Source organism: Pseudomonas putida, assembly GCF_002906855.1.
GTDB classification, from domain to species: domain Bacteria; phylum Pseudomonadota; class Gammaproteobacteria; order Pseudomonadales; family Pseudomonadaceae; genus Aquipseudomonas; species Aquipseudomonas putida_N.
This window is the reverse complement of record NZ_MINI01000048.1, coordinates 981432-999884: the sequence shown is the minus strand read 5'-3', so window position 1 is coordinate 999884 and position 18453 is coordinate 981432. Positions and strand designations below refer to the sequence as shown.

Below are 18453 nucleotides of genomic sequence, written 5' to 3'. Positions count from 1 at the left end.
TGCAGATTATGTCTACATACCCAGGAACACCCGCATGACCCAGATCAGCGTCGAACGCAAACACTCCCTCGGCCGCGATGCCGCGCGCGCCAAGGCCGAAGCTCTGGTCGACAAGCTCAGCCGCGAGTACGACCTCAAGGCCACCTGGAACGGTGACCGCGTCGATGTGGCCCGCAGCGGCGCCAATGGCAGCGTGCACATCGGTGACGACAGCATCCGCGTGGAACTGAAACTGGGCATGATGCTGTCGATGATGAGCGCTACCATCAAGGGCGAGATCGAGCGGGCGCTGGACAAGGCCCTGGCCTGACGCCCGGGCTGTCGCTGGCAAGGGCGTAGTTTACTGGTCAGGGAACGGAATCACCCCGTCCACCTGCTCCAGGCGCAGGTCGCCACGGTAGACCTGCAAGCGCTCTGCAGCGCTGCTGGCTTCTTCCATCCGCGCCTCACGGTCCTTGCCACGCGGCTCCCAGAATTTCAGGTGACCCTTGGCGAAGTCCCGGGCCGGTGCCTCTGCGCTGCGGTAGTGGAAGTGGGCTTCCCAGAGCACCGTTTGCGCCGCCTCGGTGTCCCTGATCTGGTACACGTCGAGGTAGTCGCCGGGTTTGCTCAGGGCCTTGCGCGTGGTGGTACGGCTGATCTGCAGGCGCTTCTGTTCATTCAGGTAACGTAGAGCTTCGCCGTCCGGGTGGCGGGTCTTCAGGTAGGCCTCGGTGAGCAGGCGCTGCTTTTCTGCCGTAATCGTCAGGATGGCCAGGTCCAGTTGGCTGGCCAAATTGATGTCCTTCGGCGTATCGCTAGTTGCCAGTTGCTCAGACACCTCGCGCATGTCCTGGGTCTGCCAGTCCAACAAGTCCCTGAGGCTATTGGGCTCGTTGGTATACAGTTTGGCGAGCCTGATCCGTTCGTCCTTTCGCTCCAGCAGACGCTTCGCGCGATAGCGCTGCTCGGCTCGGTCCGGAACCCCCGGTTGGGCATTCTGGGCGGGGATTTCGTACCAGACACCCTCGCGTAGCTCATAGCGGCCAGCCGGTTGCTCGGTGATCGGATTGAGTTGAACCGCCAGATTGTCCTCCTGCTCACGCTCCACCAGCACCGAGTGCCCCTTCGAGGTGCGAATCAAGGTGCGTTTGCCGGCCTTGACGCGATGAGTGACGGGGCGGGGGGGCGAGGCAACGCCGCTTTCGATGCTTTTGACGACCCCGTCCAGTTCGGTTTCGGTCAGGTCGATCAAGGTATCCATCGCCTGCGTGAACTCAGCCAGGACGGGGCTATCGATGGCCACTTCGTCGAACGACTGCAGGTAGTGAGCTTTGCCAAGCGTGCGCCGGTAGTCGCGCAGGGCGTTGTTCAGCACCTCGGCCTGTTGCTCGACCGGCAGGTTGGCGGCGGCCAGACCATCATGGGTCCAGAAGGTGGTAGACAGCGCGTTGTCGCTAAGGGCGCCCTGCAACGGCAGCAGCTCGGCCGCCGATTCGGCGCTGAGCAAGGTCTTGTCCAGCGTGAGGTACGCCAGGTCGCTCAGCATTTGCGCACGGATGATCAATGTCGAATAAGGGCGCGTCTTGATGGCTTTGTCGATCTTGGCTTTTTTTTTCTGGAAGTCGACCTGGCTGTTATCGAGCGCTGCTGCCAGTGTCTTGTCCAGCCGTTCACTGGTCTTGAGCAGGCGTCGGCTGACGGCCAGTGCGTCGCGGGTGGCTTCACGGAACACGATGTAGTTGCGTATCTGTACCTCATCTACCGGCTGCTTGCGCAACCCTTGGGCCAGTTCCTTCAAGCGTTCGTGGTCGGGAAGCTCCAGCAGGCGCCGCATCAGCAACATGTCGTTGTCGATGCAGGTTTCGGTCCAGTCGTTGAGCCTGCGTTGAATGACATTGCCACGGTCGAACTTGAGAAAGCGTGGTTCGAGCATCTGCTTGAACAAGGCCGCGTTGGCGTGCAGGAAAACACCTTGTTTTTCCAGATACAGGCTTGCCAGCCTGAGATGTGGCAGTTGCGTCTTGCGCAGGTCCAACAGTTGCTGGCGTTGTTGCTGGAGTGTTGCGGGCAATGACGAGCGCGCGTCAGCCGGGAGTGCCTTGAAGGCGTCGGTGAAAGCCTTGGCCAGTTCGTCATAGGGCTTCAGCCGCTTCTGGGCCTTTTCCAGCAGCGGCTCGAGCTTGGCCAGTTCCTGCTGATTGGCCAGGGTACTGGTACGCATCTGATCGAACGCCTGCCGGTTCTCGGCGGTGATGGCCTGGCGGTTTCTTGGCATGCCGCCAGCCAGGCTCAGGTCCAGCGACCACTCGCCGTTCCAGCGGGTCAGCCAGGGGCCTTTACTGCGCTCACGCCCGACGATGTGGTAGCCGTCCGCGCTCCCTTGCCATTGCGATACCCATTCATCCTGGCTCTGGTCCGGGCCAATTACCTGCACACCGCCCCAGGTTTCCTGCACCTCGAAAACCGCCTCGTCCAACTTCACGTAGTAACGCTGCGCAACCTCGTACAGCCCTCGCAGGCGCCCCTCGCTCAAGGGCGTCAGGCCTGCGAGCGACTGCCGGGCCTGCAGCCTGACCAGTGCCTGGCGTCGCTCCGTCGACAGGTTGCCCAGCCTTTGGTTGTTGCGCCAGCTGCTGGCATAGGCATACCCAGGCCGAGTGCTGGCATCAGGGGCTGCCCAGTCACGCTCTGTGGGTGGTGCGCTGGACGGCGCCTCGTTGAATAGCCGCTCGGGCGGTTGCGCGAAACGCGGCGGTGCCAGCGGCTCGACAGTGGGCGCAGGAGCGTGCGTTGCGCCGTGCGCCAGGAGCATGGCCAGGTTGGTGAGCAGGTCGGTGACCGCCAGAATGCGGTCTTCGTCCGCGCCCTTGAGCAATGCCGACACATCATCCTTGGCTGCCGAGACCGCCAGCACCAGCCACACAAGACTGGCGAGGGGGCCATGCCAGAACAGCGTCAGCGTATTGAACAGCGCCCAGGCCGCCTGCTTCACCAGTGCCCATTTTTCCTGGGCATTGGAGACGCTGTTTGTGGACGCCGCCTGTAACATGGCTTGGACCCTGGCATCGAACAGGTGCCGGTCGAGGTCGTCGTCCCAAGCCGCGAATGTGATCGTTACCGGCTGCTTGAGCTTGTCCAGCACGGTGTCGACCAGCGCGGAATCGACGCCCAGCAAGTGGGCGATGTTCGACAGCCCGGGATGCAGATGCGGGCGGATGAAACCGTCGTTTTCGTAAACAGCCCGGACGTCATTACCCAGCCAGTCGAGCACGCTCTGCTGCAGTTCACCTTTGCTGCGCAGGGCCGCCATCAGCGTCTCCAGGGTGGCGAATTGCAGCAGGGTGTTGTTCTCATAGAACGGGCGGTACAACAGCCAGCCAGTGCGCTCTGGCAGGTCGATGAGGTACATGCCGTGCGCACGATCGGCGGTTGTGGCCCCCGGTGCGCAGAGAAAGGCCAGCGGGGCGAAGCGTGGCCCTGGGGCGTTGTCGTCGGCATTGCTACAGGCATCGAGAAGCGCCTTGCGGGTGGCTTCGTCCAGTTGCCCCTCGCAGCCGGCCTTGAGCGTGCTGAACCGCAGCTGGCTGCGCCATTCACGGGCAAACTGGCTGATACGTGCAGCCCTGCGTGGCTGGGCGTTGACCATGTCGTTCACGTACTTCGGGTAGCTGCCGCCGATGTCAGCCTTGAGGATCAGCGACTCGATGTCCTCAAGCGTGAGCCCAGCTTGGTAGGGTGTGCCGTCGGCGTTGCTGATGCGGGTTGCCACTTCATTGGAGCCCAGCCGGGAAATGGCCAGCTCGGTCAGGGTTTCGTCCCTTAGGAACAGGCTCTGTGGTGCTGTCGGGCTAGACCCTTCGAGCCTTTCGGAAATGCTGATGAGCAGCGCATCCGGATTGCACGTTGCCTTGCCTTGATGTGCCATCTGCAACTGCTCACGCAAGCGTCGGCTGGCGTAGCGGCTTATCGAGTCGATATCGCCCAGCGAGGTGGTTCCCTTGAATTGCCCCTGGCTGGCGGCCAGGTCGAGCAACGCCGCATGATAGTCGAAGCGCTCCCCGGGCTTTGCATTCACCAGCCAGCCAGGCAGCTTGATGGATGGTAGGCCATCGACCTGGCAAGCTTGGTCGAGAAAGTGGGGTGATGGGTCGCTGACGCGAGCGAAATTCGCCTCTAGCTCGGTGACAGAGGGCAGGCCGGTCACCCGCAGGCGCCTGATGTCGTCAAGGATGACGTTGAGAATTTCAGTGGCCTGCAGGGCAAAGGGGCTTTCGCCTGCAGGCGAGCGGGCCCAATGGAGCGTGCGGAAGCGGTATCGGTCGGCCAGTTCGGCCTGCAGCGCGGCACTGAACGCAGGCAAGTCCTTGTAACTGCAAATGACGCCGGACGACTTGCAGGCCAGCACCCGATTGGCTATGCCCCGCGTGGCTGTCAGCAGCAGGGTGGGCAGTGGCGGATGAAAAGTGTTTCCGTCGTTTTCCAGCGTGATCTGCAGGGTATTGATCGACAACCCATCAGTAGTGCCCGCGAGCATTTCGTAAAGCACCGATTTTTCGTCGTCGCGCAGCCCTTGGCGCTGCACGTTGACTGACAAAGCGGCTTTGATGGTCTGCTCGACCCAGCGCAGCCGGGGTACCTGGCTGTCGTCGTCGTAGCCGCTCCAGAAGCTGACCTGGGCTTGCTGGAAGGCTTCGACAAGGGTGCTGAGGAGGTCGTCGAAAACGCTGTTGAGTCTTGCCATGTCCAGGTTGATTTCCGGCTTCGAAGCGCTGTCATCGGCGCTTTCCTGTGCACGAAAAACCTGTGGCGGGGCAATGCTCAGCTGGTCTGTTTCCTTCAGCTGCATTGGGGTGCGCGCCAGGAAATGCGCCAGCAACACATCAATCAGTTGGCGTTGTCCTGGCGAGTTGCCATCTTCGGCAGGGGAGAGGACGACAAACAGGTCCAGGGAAGACAGTTGTGGGTGGTTGTGACGGATCCACGGGTAGTGATCGACGAGGAGGTCGTAACCCTCGCGAGACAACACTTCTCGCAAGCGCGGCCGCTTGGCAAAGCAATTTGCGATGGATTGTCTGAAGGTTGGGCTTTGCAGCATGTCGCTCATGGTGAGGCTCCGATCAGGTGAAAGCCTGCACGCTAGGGCACCTGCGCGGATGGACGGCGGTACATGAATGTGGCCGCCGTGAGCTTAGGGTGAGGTTTCTAATTTATTTGCCTACCGTGTGCACAAGCCCAACCTCCATGGGCGGTTTTTCCTCCACTCATGAACATGAGGTACACAGCATGGCCAAAGTGATTGTGAAGAAAAAAGACGAAGCCCTGGGCACGCTTGGCGAGGTGCGTGGCTATGCACGCAAGATCTGGCTGGCCGGTATCGGCGCCTACGCCCGTGTTGGCCAGGAAGGCTCCGACTACTTCAAGGAGCTGGTCAAGGCCGGCGAAGGCGTCGAGAAACGCGGCAAGCAGCGCATCGACAAAGAGCTCGATGCCGCCAACCACCAGCTCGACGAAGCGGGTGAAGAAGTCAGCCGCGTACGCGGCAAGGTCGAAATTCAACTCGACAAGATCGAAAGAGCTTTCGACGCACGGGTAGGTCGCGCCTTGAATCGCCTTGGCATTCCGTCTAAACATGACGTTGAGGCGTTATCCATCAAGCTTGAACAGCTGCATGAGCTGCTCGAGCGCGTCGCGCACAAACCATAAGGAGAGCAGGATGGCTGGCAAGAAGAATTCCGACAAAGAAGGCAGCTCCTGGATCGGCGGGATCGAGAAGTATTCCCGCAAGATCTGGCTGGCGGGGCTGGGTATCTATTCGAAAGTCGACCAGGACGGCCCGAAGCTGTTCGACTCGCTGGTGAAAGATGGCGAGAAGGCTGAGAAGCAAGCGAAGAAGACAGCTGAAGACGTGGCTGAAACCGCCAAGTCCTCGACCACTTCGCGCGTATCGGGCGTGAAGGACCGTGCTTTGGGCAAGTGGAGCGAACTCGAAGAGGCCTTCGACAAGCGCCTGAACAGTGCCATTTCGCGCCTGGGTGTACCGAGCCGCAACGAGATCAAGGCCCTGCATCAGCAGGTCGACAGCCTGACCAAGCAGATCGAGAAACTGACCGGCGCATCGGTTACCCCGATCTCCTCGCGCTCCGCAGCGGCCAAGCCGGCAGCGAGCAAGGCAGCGGCCAAACCATTGGCCAAGCCAGCGGCAAAAACCGCAGCAGCCAAACCGGCAGCAGCCAAACCAGCAGCGGCCAAACCAGCAGCGGCGAAACCGGCTGCCAAGACTGCAGCGGCCAAGCCCGCGGCGAAACCGGCTGCCAAGCCTGCCGCAGCGAAGAAGCCGGCAGTGAAGAAGGCCCCGGCCAAACCGGCAGCCGCCAAGCCGGCAGCACCAGCGGCCAGCGCCGCGCCGGCCGCTACCGCCGCTCCGGCGCCTACTGCGGCCCCAGCGAGCAACCCGCCTTCGGCTCCGGCCAGCACCGGCTCTCTGCTCTGATAGCGGTGTAATGCCCTTCGCGGGAGCGGGCTTGTCCCGCGAAGGGCGCGCCATCGAGCTGTCAGATCTATCCCTCCAGATACCTCACCGCCAACTCCTCGGCCGCCGCCCGTGCCTGCACCTGAAGATGCGGCGCCACCAGCATCATCACCTGATACACCACGATCCCCACATCGCCCTCGCGCCCCAGCACCCGTTGGTAGTCCAGCGAGAACATCAAGGTCAGGGTGATCTGCTCCACCAGTTGCCCCAATGCCCGCGTCTCACTGACCACCTGCCCTTGGCCCTTGAGGCTGGCCAGCAATGCCGCCAGCGTGCGCTTGAGCGCGTTGATCAGGCTGCGCATGCCCCGTGCCAGCTTCGGCAGGCGCCCGGTCAGGTTGGACAGGTCCTGGAACAGAAAGCGGTACTGCGCCATGCGCTCGACGATCAAGTGCAGGAACAGCCAGTAGTCCTCGGCCTCCAGGCGCACCTCCAGCGGAGGGTCGAGCAGCGGCATCAGCGCTTCCTCGAAGCGGTCGAACAGCCCGTGGATCAAGGGCTCCTTGCCGTGGAAGTGGTAGTACAGGTTGCCTGGGCTGATACCCAGTTCGTTGGCAATCTCCAGGGTCGAGACATTCGGCTCGCCCTGCAAGTTGAACAGCTGCAGGGCGCATTCGAGGATACGGTCGCGGGTCTTCATCCAGTCGTGGCGCTCATCGGGTCAGGACATAGGTGCCTGGCGCAGGGCCCAGCGGTGGATAGGTGGTGTTGCCCAGTTCCGTGCGTGGCGCCTTGAGCGGGCCGGAGCGCGGCGTGATCCACTCCAGCCACAACGGCCACCAGCTGCCTTCGCGGCGCTGTGCGTCATGGAACCAGGCGCGTGGGTCGCTCGAGAGCTTGGGGTTTTCCAGGTAGTACGCCTTGGGGTTACCGGGTGGGTTGATGATGCTCTGGATGTGCCCGCTGTTGGCCAGCACGAACTGTCGGTCGCCACCGAGCAGCAAGGCCGAGCGGTACACCGCGTCCCACGGCGTGATGTGATCGTTGCTGCCGGCCACGGTGAAGCTGTCGAGGTCCACCTGTTTGAGATCGATGGGGGTGCCGCACACTTCCAGGCCCGCGGCGCGGGTCAGTGGGTTGACCTTGAAGAAGTCCAGCAAGTCGCCGTGCAGCGCGGCCGGAAGGCGAGTGCTGTCGGCGTTCCAGTAGAGAATGTCGAAGGCCGGCGGGGTCTTGCCGAGCAGGTAGTTGTTGACCCAGTAGTTCCAGATCAAGTCGTTGGGCCGCATCCAGGCGAAGATCCGCGCCACCTCGCCACCGTCCAGCACACCACGCTGGTACGAGCGACGCTTGGCGGCCTCGATGGTCTGTTCGTCGGCGAACAGGCTGGCCGGGCCGTCGAACTTGCTGTCGAGCAGGCTGACCAGGTAAGTGGCGCTGCGTACCCGGCGCAGCTGGTGCTTGGCCTGCAGGTGGCCTTGCAGTGCGGCCATGGTCAGGCCCCCGGCGCAGGCGCCCATCAGGTTCGGGTCGCGGCTGCCGCTGATGCTGCGGCAGGCGTTGAGTGCTTCTTCCAGGGCCTGCACATAGCTCGACAGGCCCCACTCGCGGTGGCGTGGGTCGGGGTTGCGCCAGCTGACCATGAACACCTGCAGGCCATTCTTGAGCATGTACTGGACGTAGCTGTTGCTCGGCTGCAGGTCGAAGATGTAGTACTTGTTGATTTGCGGCGGCACCACCAGCACGGGCCGGGCGTACTGTTTTTCGCTCATCGGCTTGTACTGGATCAGCTCTAGCAGATCGTTGCGCAACACCACGGCGCCGGGCGTGGCGGCCAGGTTGCCGCCCACTTCGAAGGCGCGCTCGTCGACCTGGCGCGGCAGGCCGTCGTTGTGGCGCAAATCGTCGAGCAGGTGGGCGACGCCACGCACCAGGCTCTGCCCGCCAGTGTTGAACAGTTCCTTGACCGCCAGTGGGTTGAGCAGCGAGTTGCTCGGTGCCAGGGCGTCGTTGATCAGGGTGAACAGAAAGTGTGCACGGGCCCGGTCATCGTCGTTCAGGTGGCTTTCCTCGATCCACAGGCGGGTCTGTTTCTGCCAGGCCAGGTAGGCCTGCAGGCTGCGCCGGTAGAACGGGTTCTGGCTCCACGTAGGATCGTTGAAACGGGCATCACGCGCGCTCGGCTGATAAGGCGTGTCGCCGAGCATCACCCGGCCGAGCTGGCCGCCCAGTGTCAACAGGTGACGGGCGGTGTGCAGTGGATTGAGCAGGCTATGGCGGCCAACACTGCGCAAGGTGGAGATCAGGTCGCGGCCGCGCACACCGAGGATGGCGTTCTGCACGTTCATGCTGGTGGCAGGGAGCGTTGACGTTCCTTTGGCCGGTTTTTCTTTCATGGCAACAACTCCCTTGTCAGGCCACGGTGGTACTCATCAGTCGTGCTCGTGCAACAGCAAGCAACAATTCAGCCACCAGAGGCCGGACTGGGGTGCATGACCGCGCGCTGACGTTCTTGCTGGAGAAACTTCATGATGATCGGGGCGACGGCCTCGGCCCGGGTGATCAGGAACAGATGACCGTCGTCGATAATGTGTAGCTGGGCATTGGGAATTCGCCAGGCCAGCAGGCGCATGTTGATCAGCGGGATCAGCGGGTCGTCGTCGCCGGCCAGCACCAGGGTCGGTTGCTGGATCTTGTGCAGCCAATGGATGCTGGTCCAGCCCAGCCCGGCGAACAGTTGCCAGTAGTAGCCCATCTTGCCGCCGGAGCGCACCTTGGCGGCGTGGTGCATGGCCAGCTCCGGGTCGCGGCGAAAACCGCCGCCATAGATCAGCGGCGCGATGCGGATCACGTGCGATGGCTGCACGTAGCGCCTGGGGCTGGCCATCATCCACAGCACCTTGGGCTTGCCGGGCACCATCACCGCCCCCGCCGCCGTGGCTGCCAGCACCAGCTTCTTGCAGCGCTCGGGGTAGTCATGGGCGAACTGCTGGGCCAGGGCGCCGCCCCAGGAAACGCCGATGACATTGACCTGGCCGTAGTCCAGATAGTCGAGCATGCGCGCCGTCAGCTTGGCCAGGCCTGGAAAGCGGTAAGGGTGGCGTGGCGTGGACGAGCCGCCCACGCCCGGGACGTCGAAGGCGATGACTTCCAGGTCCGGGTCCAGTGCCTCGATGAACGGGAACACCAGCTCCAGGTTGGCGCCGATGCCGTTGAAGATCAGCAACGGCGTCAGATGCGGCTTGCCCGGGCGCACCGCGGTACGGATGGATTGGTCGTCCAGCTCGACGGTCCGGAAGATGTAGGGTAGCGGCATGCGCGTGGCTCTGTGGCTTGAAAATGTACCGTGGCACGCTCCAAGCGGCCACGGCATTGTGACTCAGCGCTCGTGGACGTAAGTCCCCGGTGCAGCCTCGCCAGCGGTATAGGCGCGGTTGCCCAGGCGCGTCGGTGCCTTTTTCAGCTCGCCGGCGCGTTCGCCCAGCCAGGTCTGCCAGTGTAGCCACCAGGAGTCGGCATGCTTTTCGGCGTTATCCTGCCAGGCCACCGGGTCGCCCGGGCGGTCGGCGCCGGTCATGAAGCGGGCCTTGGGGTTGCCTGGCGGATTGAGGATGCTCTGGATGTGGCCGCTGTTGGACAGCACGAACTCGATCTTGCCGCCGAACAGGTGCGCCGAGCGGTAGCACGATTGCCACGGGGTGATGTGGTCGGAAGTGCCGGCGACACTGAAGATGTCGCACTGGACTTTCTTCAGGTCGATGGCAGTGCCGCACACTTCCAGGGCATCCGCGCGGGTCAGCGGGTTGTTCTTGAACAGTTCGATCAGGTCGCCGTGGAAGGCGGCTGGCAGGCGCGTGGTGTCATTGTTCCAGAACAGGATGTCGAATACCGGTGGCTCGTTGCCGAGCAGGTAGTTGTTGACCCAGTAGTTCCAGATCAGGTCGTTGGGGCGCATCCAGGCGAACACCTTAGCCATGTCGCTGCCTTCGAGCACCCCGGACTGGTAGGAGTGACGCTTGGCGGCCTCCAGCGTCTGTTCGTCGACGAACAGTGCCACCTCGGTGTCCAGGGTGGTGTCCAGCACGCTGACCAGCAGGGTCAGGGCATTGACCTTCTGCTCACCCAGCGCGGCGTAGTGGCCGACCAGGGCGGTGCAGGTGATGCCACCGGAGCAGGCACTGAGCATGTTCAGGTCTTTGCTGCCGGTGATTGCCAGGACCGCATCGACCGCTTCCTTCAAGGCATCGATGTAGGTCGACAGGCCCCACTCGCGCTGGGCCTTGGTCGGGTTGCGCCAGCTGATGATGAAGGTCTGCTGCTGCGAGCGCAGGCAGAAGCGCGCCAGGCTCTTCTCCGGGCTCAGGTCGAAGACGTAGAACTTGTTGATCTGCGGCGGGACCACCAGCAGCGGGCGGGCATGCACTTGCTCGGTGATGGGGCTGTACTGGATCAGCTCCAGCACATCGTTGCGGTAGACCACGGCGCCTTCGCTAGTACCGAGGTTCTTGCCGACCTCGAACGCTTCCATGTTGACCTGGCTGGGCATGCCGCCGTTGTTGACCACGTCCTTGGCCAGGTTGGACAGGCCGTCCAGCAGGCTCTTGCCGCCGGTTTCGAAGAAGCGTTTGACCGCCGCCGGGTTGGACAGGGTGTTGCTCGGCGCCATGGCCTCGGTCATCAGGTTGATGACGAACTGGCCGCGGGCGATGTCCTGGGGCGACAGGTCACTGTTGCCGATCCACTCCTGCAGTTCCTTGCGCCAGGCCAGGTAGGTTTGCAGGTAGCGGCGGTACAGCGGGTTCTTGCTCCAGGCTGGGTCCTGGAAGCGACGGTCGTCACCTGCCGGGGCGAGGCTGGATTTGCCCAGCAGGACGTTCTTCAGCTCCAGGCCGAAGTGCGCCACATGTTTGGCACTGTGCAGCGGCTGGCGCACGGCCTGACGCAGCACGGTACGCGCAGAGCTCAGCAGGTCCTTGCGGCGGATGCCGATGACCGGGTTCAGCCCCAGGGTGTTTTCCGAGGCCTGCCGCTGCAACTCATCGTTGTTCTTGTTACTCATCTACGACGCTCCGTTGTCCTGAGACGAGTACCGGATTGCTGTGGCGCATTGCACAGCGGACAGCCCGGTACTGTTACTCGGGTGACCAGTGATAAGGAACAGCGGTGCTGCAGGCCGGATGCATTCGGCGATGAGCTGCGGGGGATTCTGCGTGTGAAGACAGCCTGCTTTCGCTCGCGACCTCTACATACCGGCCAGTGCCTGATTGCCTTCAAGGCGATGCAGGGAACTTGCCAGCTCCATTGGTTACCCGACTTTCATGTAATGCGCAAGACAACCCGTTTAAGAGTTGTCTGTAAGGCATTCAAACAGATGAGATTAGAAAATGCGCTCTAAAGCCTGGAAGGCTTGAGCTAGAGCATGAGTTTGACCACCGATTCCGCCGGGTCACGGGACTTGCCGGCCTTGTGCAACTCGTCGAGGTACTCGGCCCACAGCTGCTCCTGGCGCAGGCACAGCTGCTCGAGGTATTCCCAGGTGAACAGGCCGCTGTCATGGCCGTCGTCGAAGGTCAGTTTCAGTGCATATTGGCCGGCAGGCTCCAGGCCGATGAGGCCGACATTGATCTTGCCGAATTGCAGGATGGGGTTGCCGTGGCCTTGAACCTCGGCGGAAGGGGAGTGCACCCGCAGGAACTCGGCGGGCAGCTGGTACACCTCGCCGGGGGCGTAGGTGAGGCTGAGGGTCTTGGAGGCTTTGTGCAGATTGATGGCGGTGGGCAGGCGGGCCATGGCTGGAATCTCTCGGGATCTGATGGTGCAAGCTTCCAGCTTCCGGTGGTGGGATTCAAGGGCCCTTTCGCGGGACAAGCCCGCTCCTACAGTTATCGCGCAGTCTTCAAGCACTGTGCAGTAGGAGCGGGCTTGTCCCGCGAAGAGGTTGACGCGGTCTTACAGGATGTAGCGCGACAGGTCTTCGTTCTGCGCCAGCTCACCGAGGTGGCCGTTCACATACGCCGCATCGATGTGGATCGGTGTTTCGTCGTGGGTGCTGGCCAGGTCACCGGCACTGAACGACACCTCTTCGAGCAGGCGCTCGAGCAGGGTGTGCAGGCGGCGGGCACCGATGTTCTCGGTCTTCTCGTTTACCTGATAGGCAATCTCGGCCAAGCGCTTGATGCCGTCGGCGGCGAACTCGATGTTCAGGCCTTCGGTCTTGAGCAGCGCACTGTATTGCTCGGTCAGCGAAGCGTGCGGCTCTTTGAGGATTCGCTCGAAATCTTCCGGGGTCAGCGCTTTCAGTTCGACTCGGATCGGCAGACGGCCCTGCAGCTCTGGCACCAGGTCGCTCGGCTTGCTCAGGTGGAACGCACCGGAAGCGATGAACAGGATGTGGTCGGTCTTGACCATGCCCAGTTTGGTGTTGACGGTGCAGCCTTCGATCAGCGGCAGCAGGTCGCGCTGCACGCCTTCACGGGATACATCGGCACCGCCGACATTGCCACGCTTGGCCACCTTGTCGATTTCGTCGATGAACACGATACCGTGCTGCTCGACCGCTTCCAGTGCCTTGGCCTTGAGTTCTTCCTCGTTGACCAGGCGGCCGGCTTCTTCGTCGCGCACCATCTTCAGCGCGTCCTTGACCTTCAGCTTGCGAGCCTTGCGCTTGCCTTTGCCCATGTTGGCAAACAGGCTCTGCAGCTGGTTGGTCATCTCTTCCATGCCGGGTGGCGCGGCGATTTCGACGCCCATGTTCTCGGCCACTTCGATTTCGATTTCCTTGTCGTCCAGCTGGCCTTCGCGCAGGCGCTTGCGGAACAGCTGGCGGGTATTGGAGTCGCTGCTGGTCTGTGCGGCTTCCTCGCTGAAGCTGCTGACCCGCGCCTGCGGCAGCAGGGCATCGAGGATGCGGTCTTCGGCGGCGTCTTCGGCGCGGTGGCGCACACGGACGATTTCCTGCTCGCGCAGCATCTTCAGCGCGGCATCGGCCAGGTCACGGATGATCGACTCGACGTCACGGCCGACATAGCCCACTTCGGTGAACTTGGTGGCTTCGACCTTGAGGAACGGCGCGTTGGCCAGCTTGGCCAAGCGGCGGGCGATTTCGGTCTTGCCGACGCCGGTAGGGCCGATCATCAGGATGTTCTTCGGGGTCACCTCGGCGCGCAGCTCGGCAGGGAGCTGCATCCGCCGCCAGCGGTTGCGCAGGGCAATGGCGACGGCACGCTTGGCGTCGTCCTGGCCGATGATGTGGCGGTTGAGTTCGTGGACGATCTCGCGGGGGGTCATGGACATGATCAATACGGTCCTGAAACAGAATGTGTCAGCGTGGAAAAGCCCCACCGCCGGGATGGGGCGCCAGAACAGCTGATCACTCGGCCAGGTCCTGCTCCTCGATGGTCAGGTTGTGGTTGGTGAACACGCAGATGTCGCCGGCGATGTTCAGGGCGGCCTCGGTGATTTCCCGGGCCGACAGGTCGGTCTTGTTCAGCAGGGCGCGGGCTGCGGCCTGGGCGTAGCCGCCACCGGAACCCATGGCGATCAGGCCGTCTTCCGGTTCGACCACGTCACCGTTGCCGGTGATGATCAGCGATGCGTCCTTGTTGGCCACCGCCAGCATGGCTTCCAGGCGGCTCAGGGAGCGGTCGGTACGCCATTCCTTGGCCAGCTCGACGGCGGCACGCACCAGGTGGCCGGAGTGTTTCTGCAGCTGGGCTTCGAAGCGCTCGAACAGGGTGAAGGCGTCGGCGGTGGCACCGGCGAAACCGGCGATCACTTCGCCGTTGTACAGGCGACGGACCTTCTTGGCGTTGCCTTTCATCACGGTGTTGCCGAGGGATACCTGGCCGTCGCCGCCCATGACGACTTTGCCGTTACGGCGGACAGAAACGATGGTGGTCAAGGGGAGAGTCTCCACGCAGCGGGGCAAAATTGCCTGATGCAGACTCATATGGGGGTGGGGGGAAGGATTTCAACCGCGGGGGATGAATGGTCGCGCCTGGCAAGGACACTGGTGCTGGCACCTTCGCGGGCAAGCCCGCTCCCACAGGACGCTTGCAAGGCGACGGCCTGCGCTGATCCTGTGGGGGCGGGCTTGCCCGCGAAGGGTTTTACTCAGGCCTCGTGGCAGACGTGCCCATCGACCAAGGTATAACGCACGGCCGCCGGCAGGCAGTGGCCGATGAACGGGCAGTTTTCGCCGCGCGACAGCCATTGCTCACCGGCAATCGTCGAGGCCTTGGCGTCGAACAGCACCATGTCGGCCGCGCCGCCGACTTTCAGCTCACCGGCCGGCAGGCGCATGGCCTTGGCCGGGCCGCTGCTCAGGCGGGCGAGCAGGGTCGGCAGGTCGAGCAGGCCGTCCTCGACCAGGGTCATGGCCAGCGGCAGCAGCAGTTCGACGCTGCTGATACCCGGTTCGGTGGCGCCGAACGGGGCCAGCTTGGCATCGCGCTCGTGGGGTTGGTGGTGGCTGGAGATCGCCTGGATCACGCCCGACTTCACTGCCGCGCGCAGGCCGTCACGGTCGGCGGCGGTGCGCAGTGGCGGCTGTACGTGGTACAGGCTGGAGAACTCACGCAGCGACTCGTCGGTGAGGATCAGCTGATACAGTGCCACGTCGGCCGTCACCGGCAGGCCCAGCTGCTGGGCCTGTTCGATCAGCCGTGCGCCACGGGCGCTGGTGATCTGGGTGAAGTGCGCACGCACGCCTGTCTGTTCCACCAGCAGCAGGTTGCGCGCCAGGGCCACGGTTTCGGCGGTCTCGGGGATGCCGGGCAGGCCGAGGAAGCTGGCCATGGCGCCCTCGTGGGCCAGGCCGCCCTGCGCCAGGTCACGGTCCTGAGAGTGGAACACCACGGTCAGGTCGAAGGTAGCAGCGTACTCCAGGGCACGGGCCAGGGTACGGTTGTTGGGGATTTCCTTCAGGCCGTTGCTGAAGGCCACGCAACCGGTGTCGCGCAGGGCAACCAGTTCGGCCAGCTGCTCGCCTTCCAGGCCCTTGGTCAGGGCGCCGATCGGGTAGACCTTGCTGTTGGACGCTTCGCGGGCGCGGTCGAGGATCAGCTCGGCCACTGCCGAAGTATCCAGCACAGGCTTGGTCTGCGGTGGGCAGCACAGGCTGGTTACGCCACCGGCCACGGCGGCGCGGGTTTCACTGGCGATGGAGCCCTTGCGGCTGTAGCCCGGCTCGCGCAGCGAGACACCGAGATCGACCAGGCCGGGTGCGGCGATCAGGCCGTCAGCTTCGATCGTGCGGCTGGCGCTGAAACCGGCCGGGGCGGCGCCGATGGCCGCGATGCGCCCACCGTCCAGGTGCAGGTCGGTGACCTGGTCCAGGCCGCTGGCAGGGTCAATGACTCGGGCGCCAAGAATACTGATGGTCACTGGGCGTTCTCCTGGTCGAATTGACGTTGCGCGTTCTGCCCGCTCATGGCCATGGACAGCACGGCCATGCGTACGGCGATGCCGTAGGTAACCTGGTTGAGAATCACCGAGTGTTTGCCGTCGGCCACCGCCGATTCGATTTCCACGCCGCGGTTGATTGGCCCCGGGTGCATGACGATGGCGTCCGGCTTGGCCCCGGCCAGGCGTGCGGTGGTCAGGCCGAACAGGCGGTAGAACTCGCCTTCGCTAGGCAGCAGGCCGCCGGCCATGCGCTCACGCTGCAGGCGCAGCATGATCACTACGTCGACGTCCTTGAGGCCTTCGGCGAGGTCGGTGTAGACCTTCACGCCGTACTGCTCGATACCGATCGGGATCAGGGTTTTCGGGCCGATCACGCGGATGTCCGGACAGCCCAGCGCCTTCAGCGCGAGCATGTCGGAGCGGGCCACGCGCGAGTGCAGGATGTCGCCGACGATCGCCACCGAGAGGTTCTCGAAGCTGCCTTTGTGGCGGCGGATGGTCAGCATGTCGAGCATGCCCTGAGTCGGATGCGCGTGGCGGCCGTCACCGCCGTTGATCACGGCGACGTCCGGGCACACATGCTCGGCGATGAAGTGCGCGGCGCCGGAGTCGGAGTGGCGCACGACGAACATGTCGGCGGCCATGGCTTCGAGGTTGCGCAGGGTATCGAACAGAGTCTCGCCTTTGCTGGTCGAGGAGGTCGACACGTTCAGGCTGATCACGTCGGCCGACAGGCGCTGCGCGGCCAGCTCGAAGGTTGTGCGGGTACGGGTCGAGTTCTCGAAGAACACGTTGCACACGGTCTTGCCGCGCAGCAACGGGACTTTCTTCACGGCCCGTGCGCCGACTTCGAGGAACGAGTCGGCGGTGTCGAGGATCTCGGTGAGCAGTTCGCGGGGCAAACCGTCGAGCGAGAGGAAGTGGCGCAGCTGGCCCTGGTCATTGAGCTGCAGCGGGCGCTTGGCGTCGATTGGCGTCATCGCGAGGGGACTCTTAAAGGGCGGAAGCGGTGGCGAGGTCCTGGCGCTCGAGGGCGAGCGGTGCGGGTCCGGTCAATTTTACCCGTTCATGGGCCGCCAGTGACAGGGTGGCGCCGAGTACATTGGGGCGGATGGGCAGTTCGCCGGCATCCAGGTCGAGCAGGCAGACCAGGGTGACACTGGCCGGGCGGCCGTAATCGAACAGTTCGTTGAGTGCGGCGCGAATGGTGCGGCCGCTCATCAGCACGTCGTCGATCAGCACCAGGTGCTGGCCTTCGACCTCGAACGGCAGCTCCGATGGGCGTACCTGCGGGTGCAGGCCGTTCTGGCTGAAATCATCACGATAGAACGACACGTCCAGGGTACCGAGCGGGCTCTGGTCGGCCATTTCCTCCTGCAGGGCCTGGGCAACCCAGACGCCGCCGGTGCGGATGCCGATGAAGCGCGGCTCGGAGATGTTGCGGCGGGTCAGATGGGCGCGAAGGTCGACGGCCATCTGCCGGATCAGGTCGGCGGGATTGGGTAGGCTCATTGCGTATCTCCTGGGGGCGCCGGAGGCGTTGTGATAGCCCCGACGTAAACGCGGGAAAAATCAGGTATTGGCCTCCAGCCAGCCTTGCAGCAGCAGGGCGGCGGCGATGGCGTCGACCGGGTTGTCACGGTAGCTGCCGCGCTGGCCGCCACGCGCCAGGCGCTCACCTTTGGCCTCGAAGGTGGTCAGGCGTTCGTCGTGGGTGTGCACCGGCAGGTTGAAGCGGCCATTGAGGCGGCGGGCGAACTTTTCCGCGCGCTCGCTCATTTCGCTCGGTGTGCCATCCATGTTCAGCGGCAGGCCGACGACGATGGCGTCGGGCTTCCATTCAGCGATGAGCTTTTCCACCTGGGCCCAGTCCGGCACGCCGTTTTGCGCCTTCAGGGTGCACAGTTCGCGGGCTTGGCCGGTCACCACTTGGCCCACGGCCACGCCGATCTGTTTGGTACCGTAGTCGAAGCCCAGCAGTAAACGCAGTTCGCTCATCAGGCGTGCCCCGCCTGGCTGGTCAGCAGGCTGAGGTTGATCCCCAGGCTGGCGGCGGCGGCGTCCAGGCGCAGGTCGCTGGCCAGGCCGAAAATGATCTCTGGGTCGAACGGGCAGTTGAGCCAGGCGTTGTCGGCCAGTTCGGCTTCCAGTTGGCCCGCTTCCCAGCCGGCATAGCCGAGCGTGATGAGGCTTTGTTTCGGCCCGACTCCGGCGGCGATGGCCAGCAGCACGTCCTGCGAGGTGGTCAGCGACAGCCCTTCCAGGGCCACGGTGGCCTGGAAGCTGCATTCGCTGCTGTGCAGCACGAAACCACGGTCGGTCTGCACTGGGCCACCCTGGTAGATCGGCACCTGCAAGGTGCTGGCCGGCGGCAGTTCGTCTGGCCGCAACTGCTCGAGAATGTCGGCCAGGTTCAGCTCCTGCGGTCGGTTGACCACCAGGCCCATGGCGCCATTGGCGTTGTGCTCGACGATGTACGTGAGGGTCTGGGCGAAGTTCGGATCGGCCATGTGCGGCATGGCGATCAGGAACTGATGCTTGAGGTAGCTCGGGGTGAGGATTTTCATGGGAGATAGTGTGGCGCTAGGTGGCGA

16 protein-coding genes are annotated in these 18453 nt (G+C 63.6%); 3 read left to right on the top strand and 13 right to left on the bottom strand.

The genetic code is table 11. The features are described from left to right. Positions 1–34 precede the first annotated feature (34 nt). The gene (locus BGP85_RS27340) at positions 35–310 is read left to right on the top strand and encodes a polyhydroxyalkanoic acid system family protein (protein WP_103446000.1); all 276 of its coding nucleotides are present in this window, start codon (positions 35–37) and stop codon (positions 308–310) included. Between the two features lie 30 nt (positions 311–340). Here the strand turns inward: BGP85_RS27340 and BGP85_RS27335 are convergent, their stop codons facing one another. Beyond that, on the bottom strand, positions 341–5008 hold the full coding sequence (locus BGP85_RS27335; protein ID WP_258036123.1) for a DUF6543 domain-containing protein: 4668 nt from the start codon (positions 5006–5008) through the stop codon (positions 341–343). 257 nt (positions 5009–5265) lie between these two features. Here BGP85_RS27335 and BGP85_RS27330 point away from each other — a divergent pair, with 257 nt between their 5' ends. Both BGP85_RS27330 and BGP85_RS27325 read left to right on the top strand, forming a co-directional pair. Further along, positions 5266–5685, top strand: a complete 420-nt coding sequence (locus BGP85_RS27330; RefSeq protein ID WP_103445999.1) for a phasin family protein — start codon at positions 5266–5268, stop codon at positions 5683–5685. A 10-nt stretch (positions 5686–5695) separates the two neighbouring features. Then, complete coding sequence (locus BGP85_RS27325) at positions 5696–6472, top strand: phasin family protein (RefSeq protein WP_103445998.1); 777 nt, start codon at positions 5696–5698, stop codon at positions 6470–6472. A gap of 67 nt (positions 6473–6539) precedes the next feature. Here the strand turns inward: BGP85_RS27325 and BGP85_RS27320 are convergent, their stop codons facing one another. The 12 genes from BGP85_RS27320 to BGP85_RS27265 form a co-directional block, all read right to left on the bottom strand. Further along, positions 6540–7154: a TetR/AcrR family transcriptional regulator gene (locus BGP85_RS27320; RefSeq protein WP_103445997.1), complete on the bottom strand. Its 615-nt coding sequence runs from the start codon at positions 7152–7154 to the stop codon at positions 6540–6542. Between the two features lie 13 nt (positions 7155–7167). Continuing rightward, the gene (phaC, locus tag BGP85_RS27315; RefSeq protein ID WP_103445996.1) at positions 7168–8850 is read right to left on the bottom strand and encodes a class II poly(R)-hydroxyalkanoic acid synthase; all 1683 of its coding nucleotides are present in this window, start codon (positions 8848–8850) and stop codon (positions 7168–7170) included. Between the two features lie 68 nt (positions 8851–8918). Continuing rightward, positions 8919–9770 carry a poly(3-hydroxyalkanoate) depolymerase gene (phaZ, locus tag BGP85_RS27310; protein WP_103445995.1) on the bottom strand — a complete coding sequence of 284 codons (852 nt, stop codon included), beginning with the start codon at positions 9768–9770 and terminating at the stop codon, positions 8919–8921. 63 nt (positions 9771–9833) lie between these two features. Further along, entirely contained in the window at positions 9834–11513 is a 1680-nt protein-coding gene (gene phaC, locus BGP85_RS27305; protein WP_103445994.1) for a class II poly(R)-hydroxyalkanoic acid synthase, read from the bottom strand. 353 nt (positions 11514–11866) lie between these two features. Continuing rightward, positions 11867–12244: a gamma-butyrobetaine hydroxylase-like domain-containing protein gene (locus tag BGP85_RS27300; RefSeq protein ID WP_103445993.1), complete on the bottom strand. Its 378-nt coding sequence runs from the start codon at positions 12242–12244 to the stop codon at positions 11867–11869. Positions 12245–12403: 159 nt separating this feature from the next. Next, a complete protein-coding gene (hslU, locus tag BGP85_RS27295) occupies positions 12404–13747 on the bottom strand; it encodes an ATP-dependent protease ATPase subunit HslU (RefSeq protein ID WP_103445992.1) in 1344 nt (447 codons plus the stop codon). 76 nt (positions 13748–13823) lie between these two features. After that, positions 13824–14354: an ATP-dependent protease subunit HslV gene (gene hslV, locus BGP85_RS27290; protein ID WP_027920652.1), complete on the bottom strand. Its 531-nt coding sequence runs from the start codon at positions 14352–14354 to the stop codon at positions 13824–13826. Positions 14355–14566: 212 nt separating this feature from the next. Continuing rightward, entirely contained in the window at positions 14567–15838 is a 1272-nt protein-coding gene (locus BGP85_RS27285; RefSeq protein ID WP_103445991.1) for a dihydroorotase, read from the bottom strand. Further along, positions 15835–16839, bottom strand: a complete 1005-nt coding sequence (locus BGP85_RS27280) for an aspartate carbamoyltransferase catalytic subunit (protein WP_008099987.1) — start codon at positions 16837–16839, stop codon at positions 15835–15837. The genes BGP85_RS27285 and BGP85_RS27280 overlap by 4 nt, the downstream gene beginning before the upstream one ends. A gap of 13 nt (positions 16840–16852) precedes the next feature. After that, a complete protein-coding gene (gene pyrR, locus BGP85_RS27275; RefSeq protein WP_103445990.1) occupies positions 16853–17371 on the bottom strand; it encodes a bifunctional pyr operon transcriptional regulator/uracil phosphoribosyltransferase PyrR in 519 nt (172 codons plus the stop codon). 60 nt (positions 17372–17431) lie between these two features. Then, positions 17432–17857, bottom strand: coding sequence for a Holliday junction resolvase RuvX (gene ruvX / locus BGP85_RS27270; RefSeq protein ID WP_103445989.1), 426 nt, complete (start codon positions 17855–17857; stop codon positions 17432–17434). Further along, on the bottom strand, positions 17857–18426 hold the full coding sequence (locus BGP85_RS27265) for a YqgE/AlgH family protein (protein WP_103445988.1): 570 nt from the start codon (positions 18424–18426) through the stop codon (positions 17857–17859). The genes ruvX and BGP85_RS27265 overlap by 1 nt, the downstream gene beginning before the upstream one ends. Between the last annotated feature and the right edge of the window lie 27 nt (positions 18427–18453).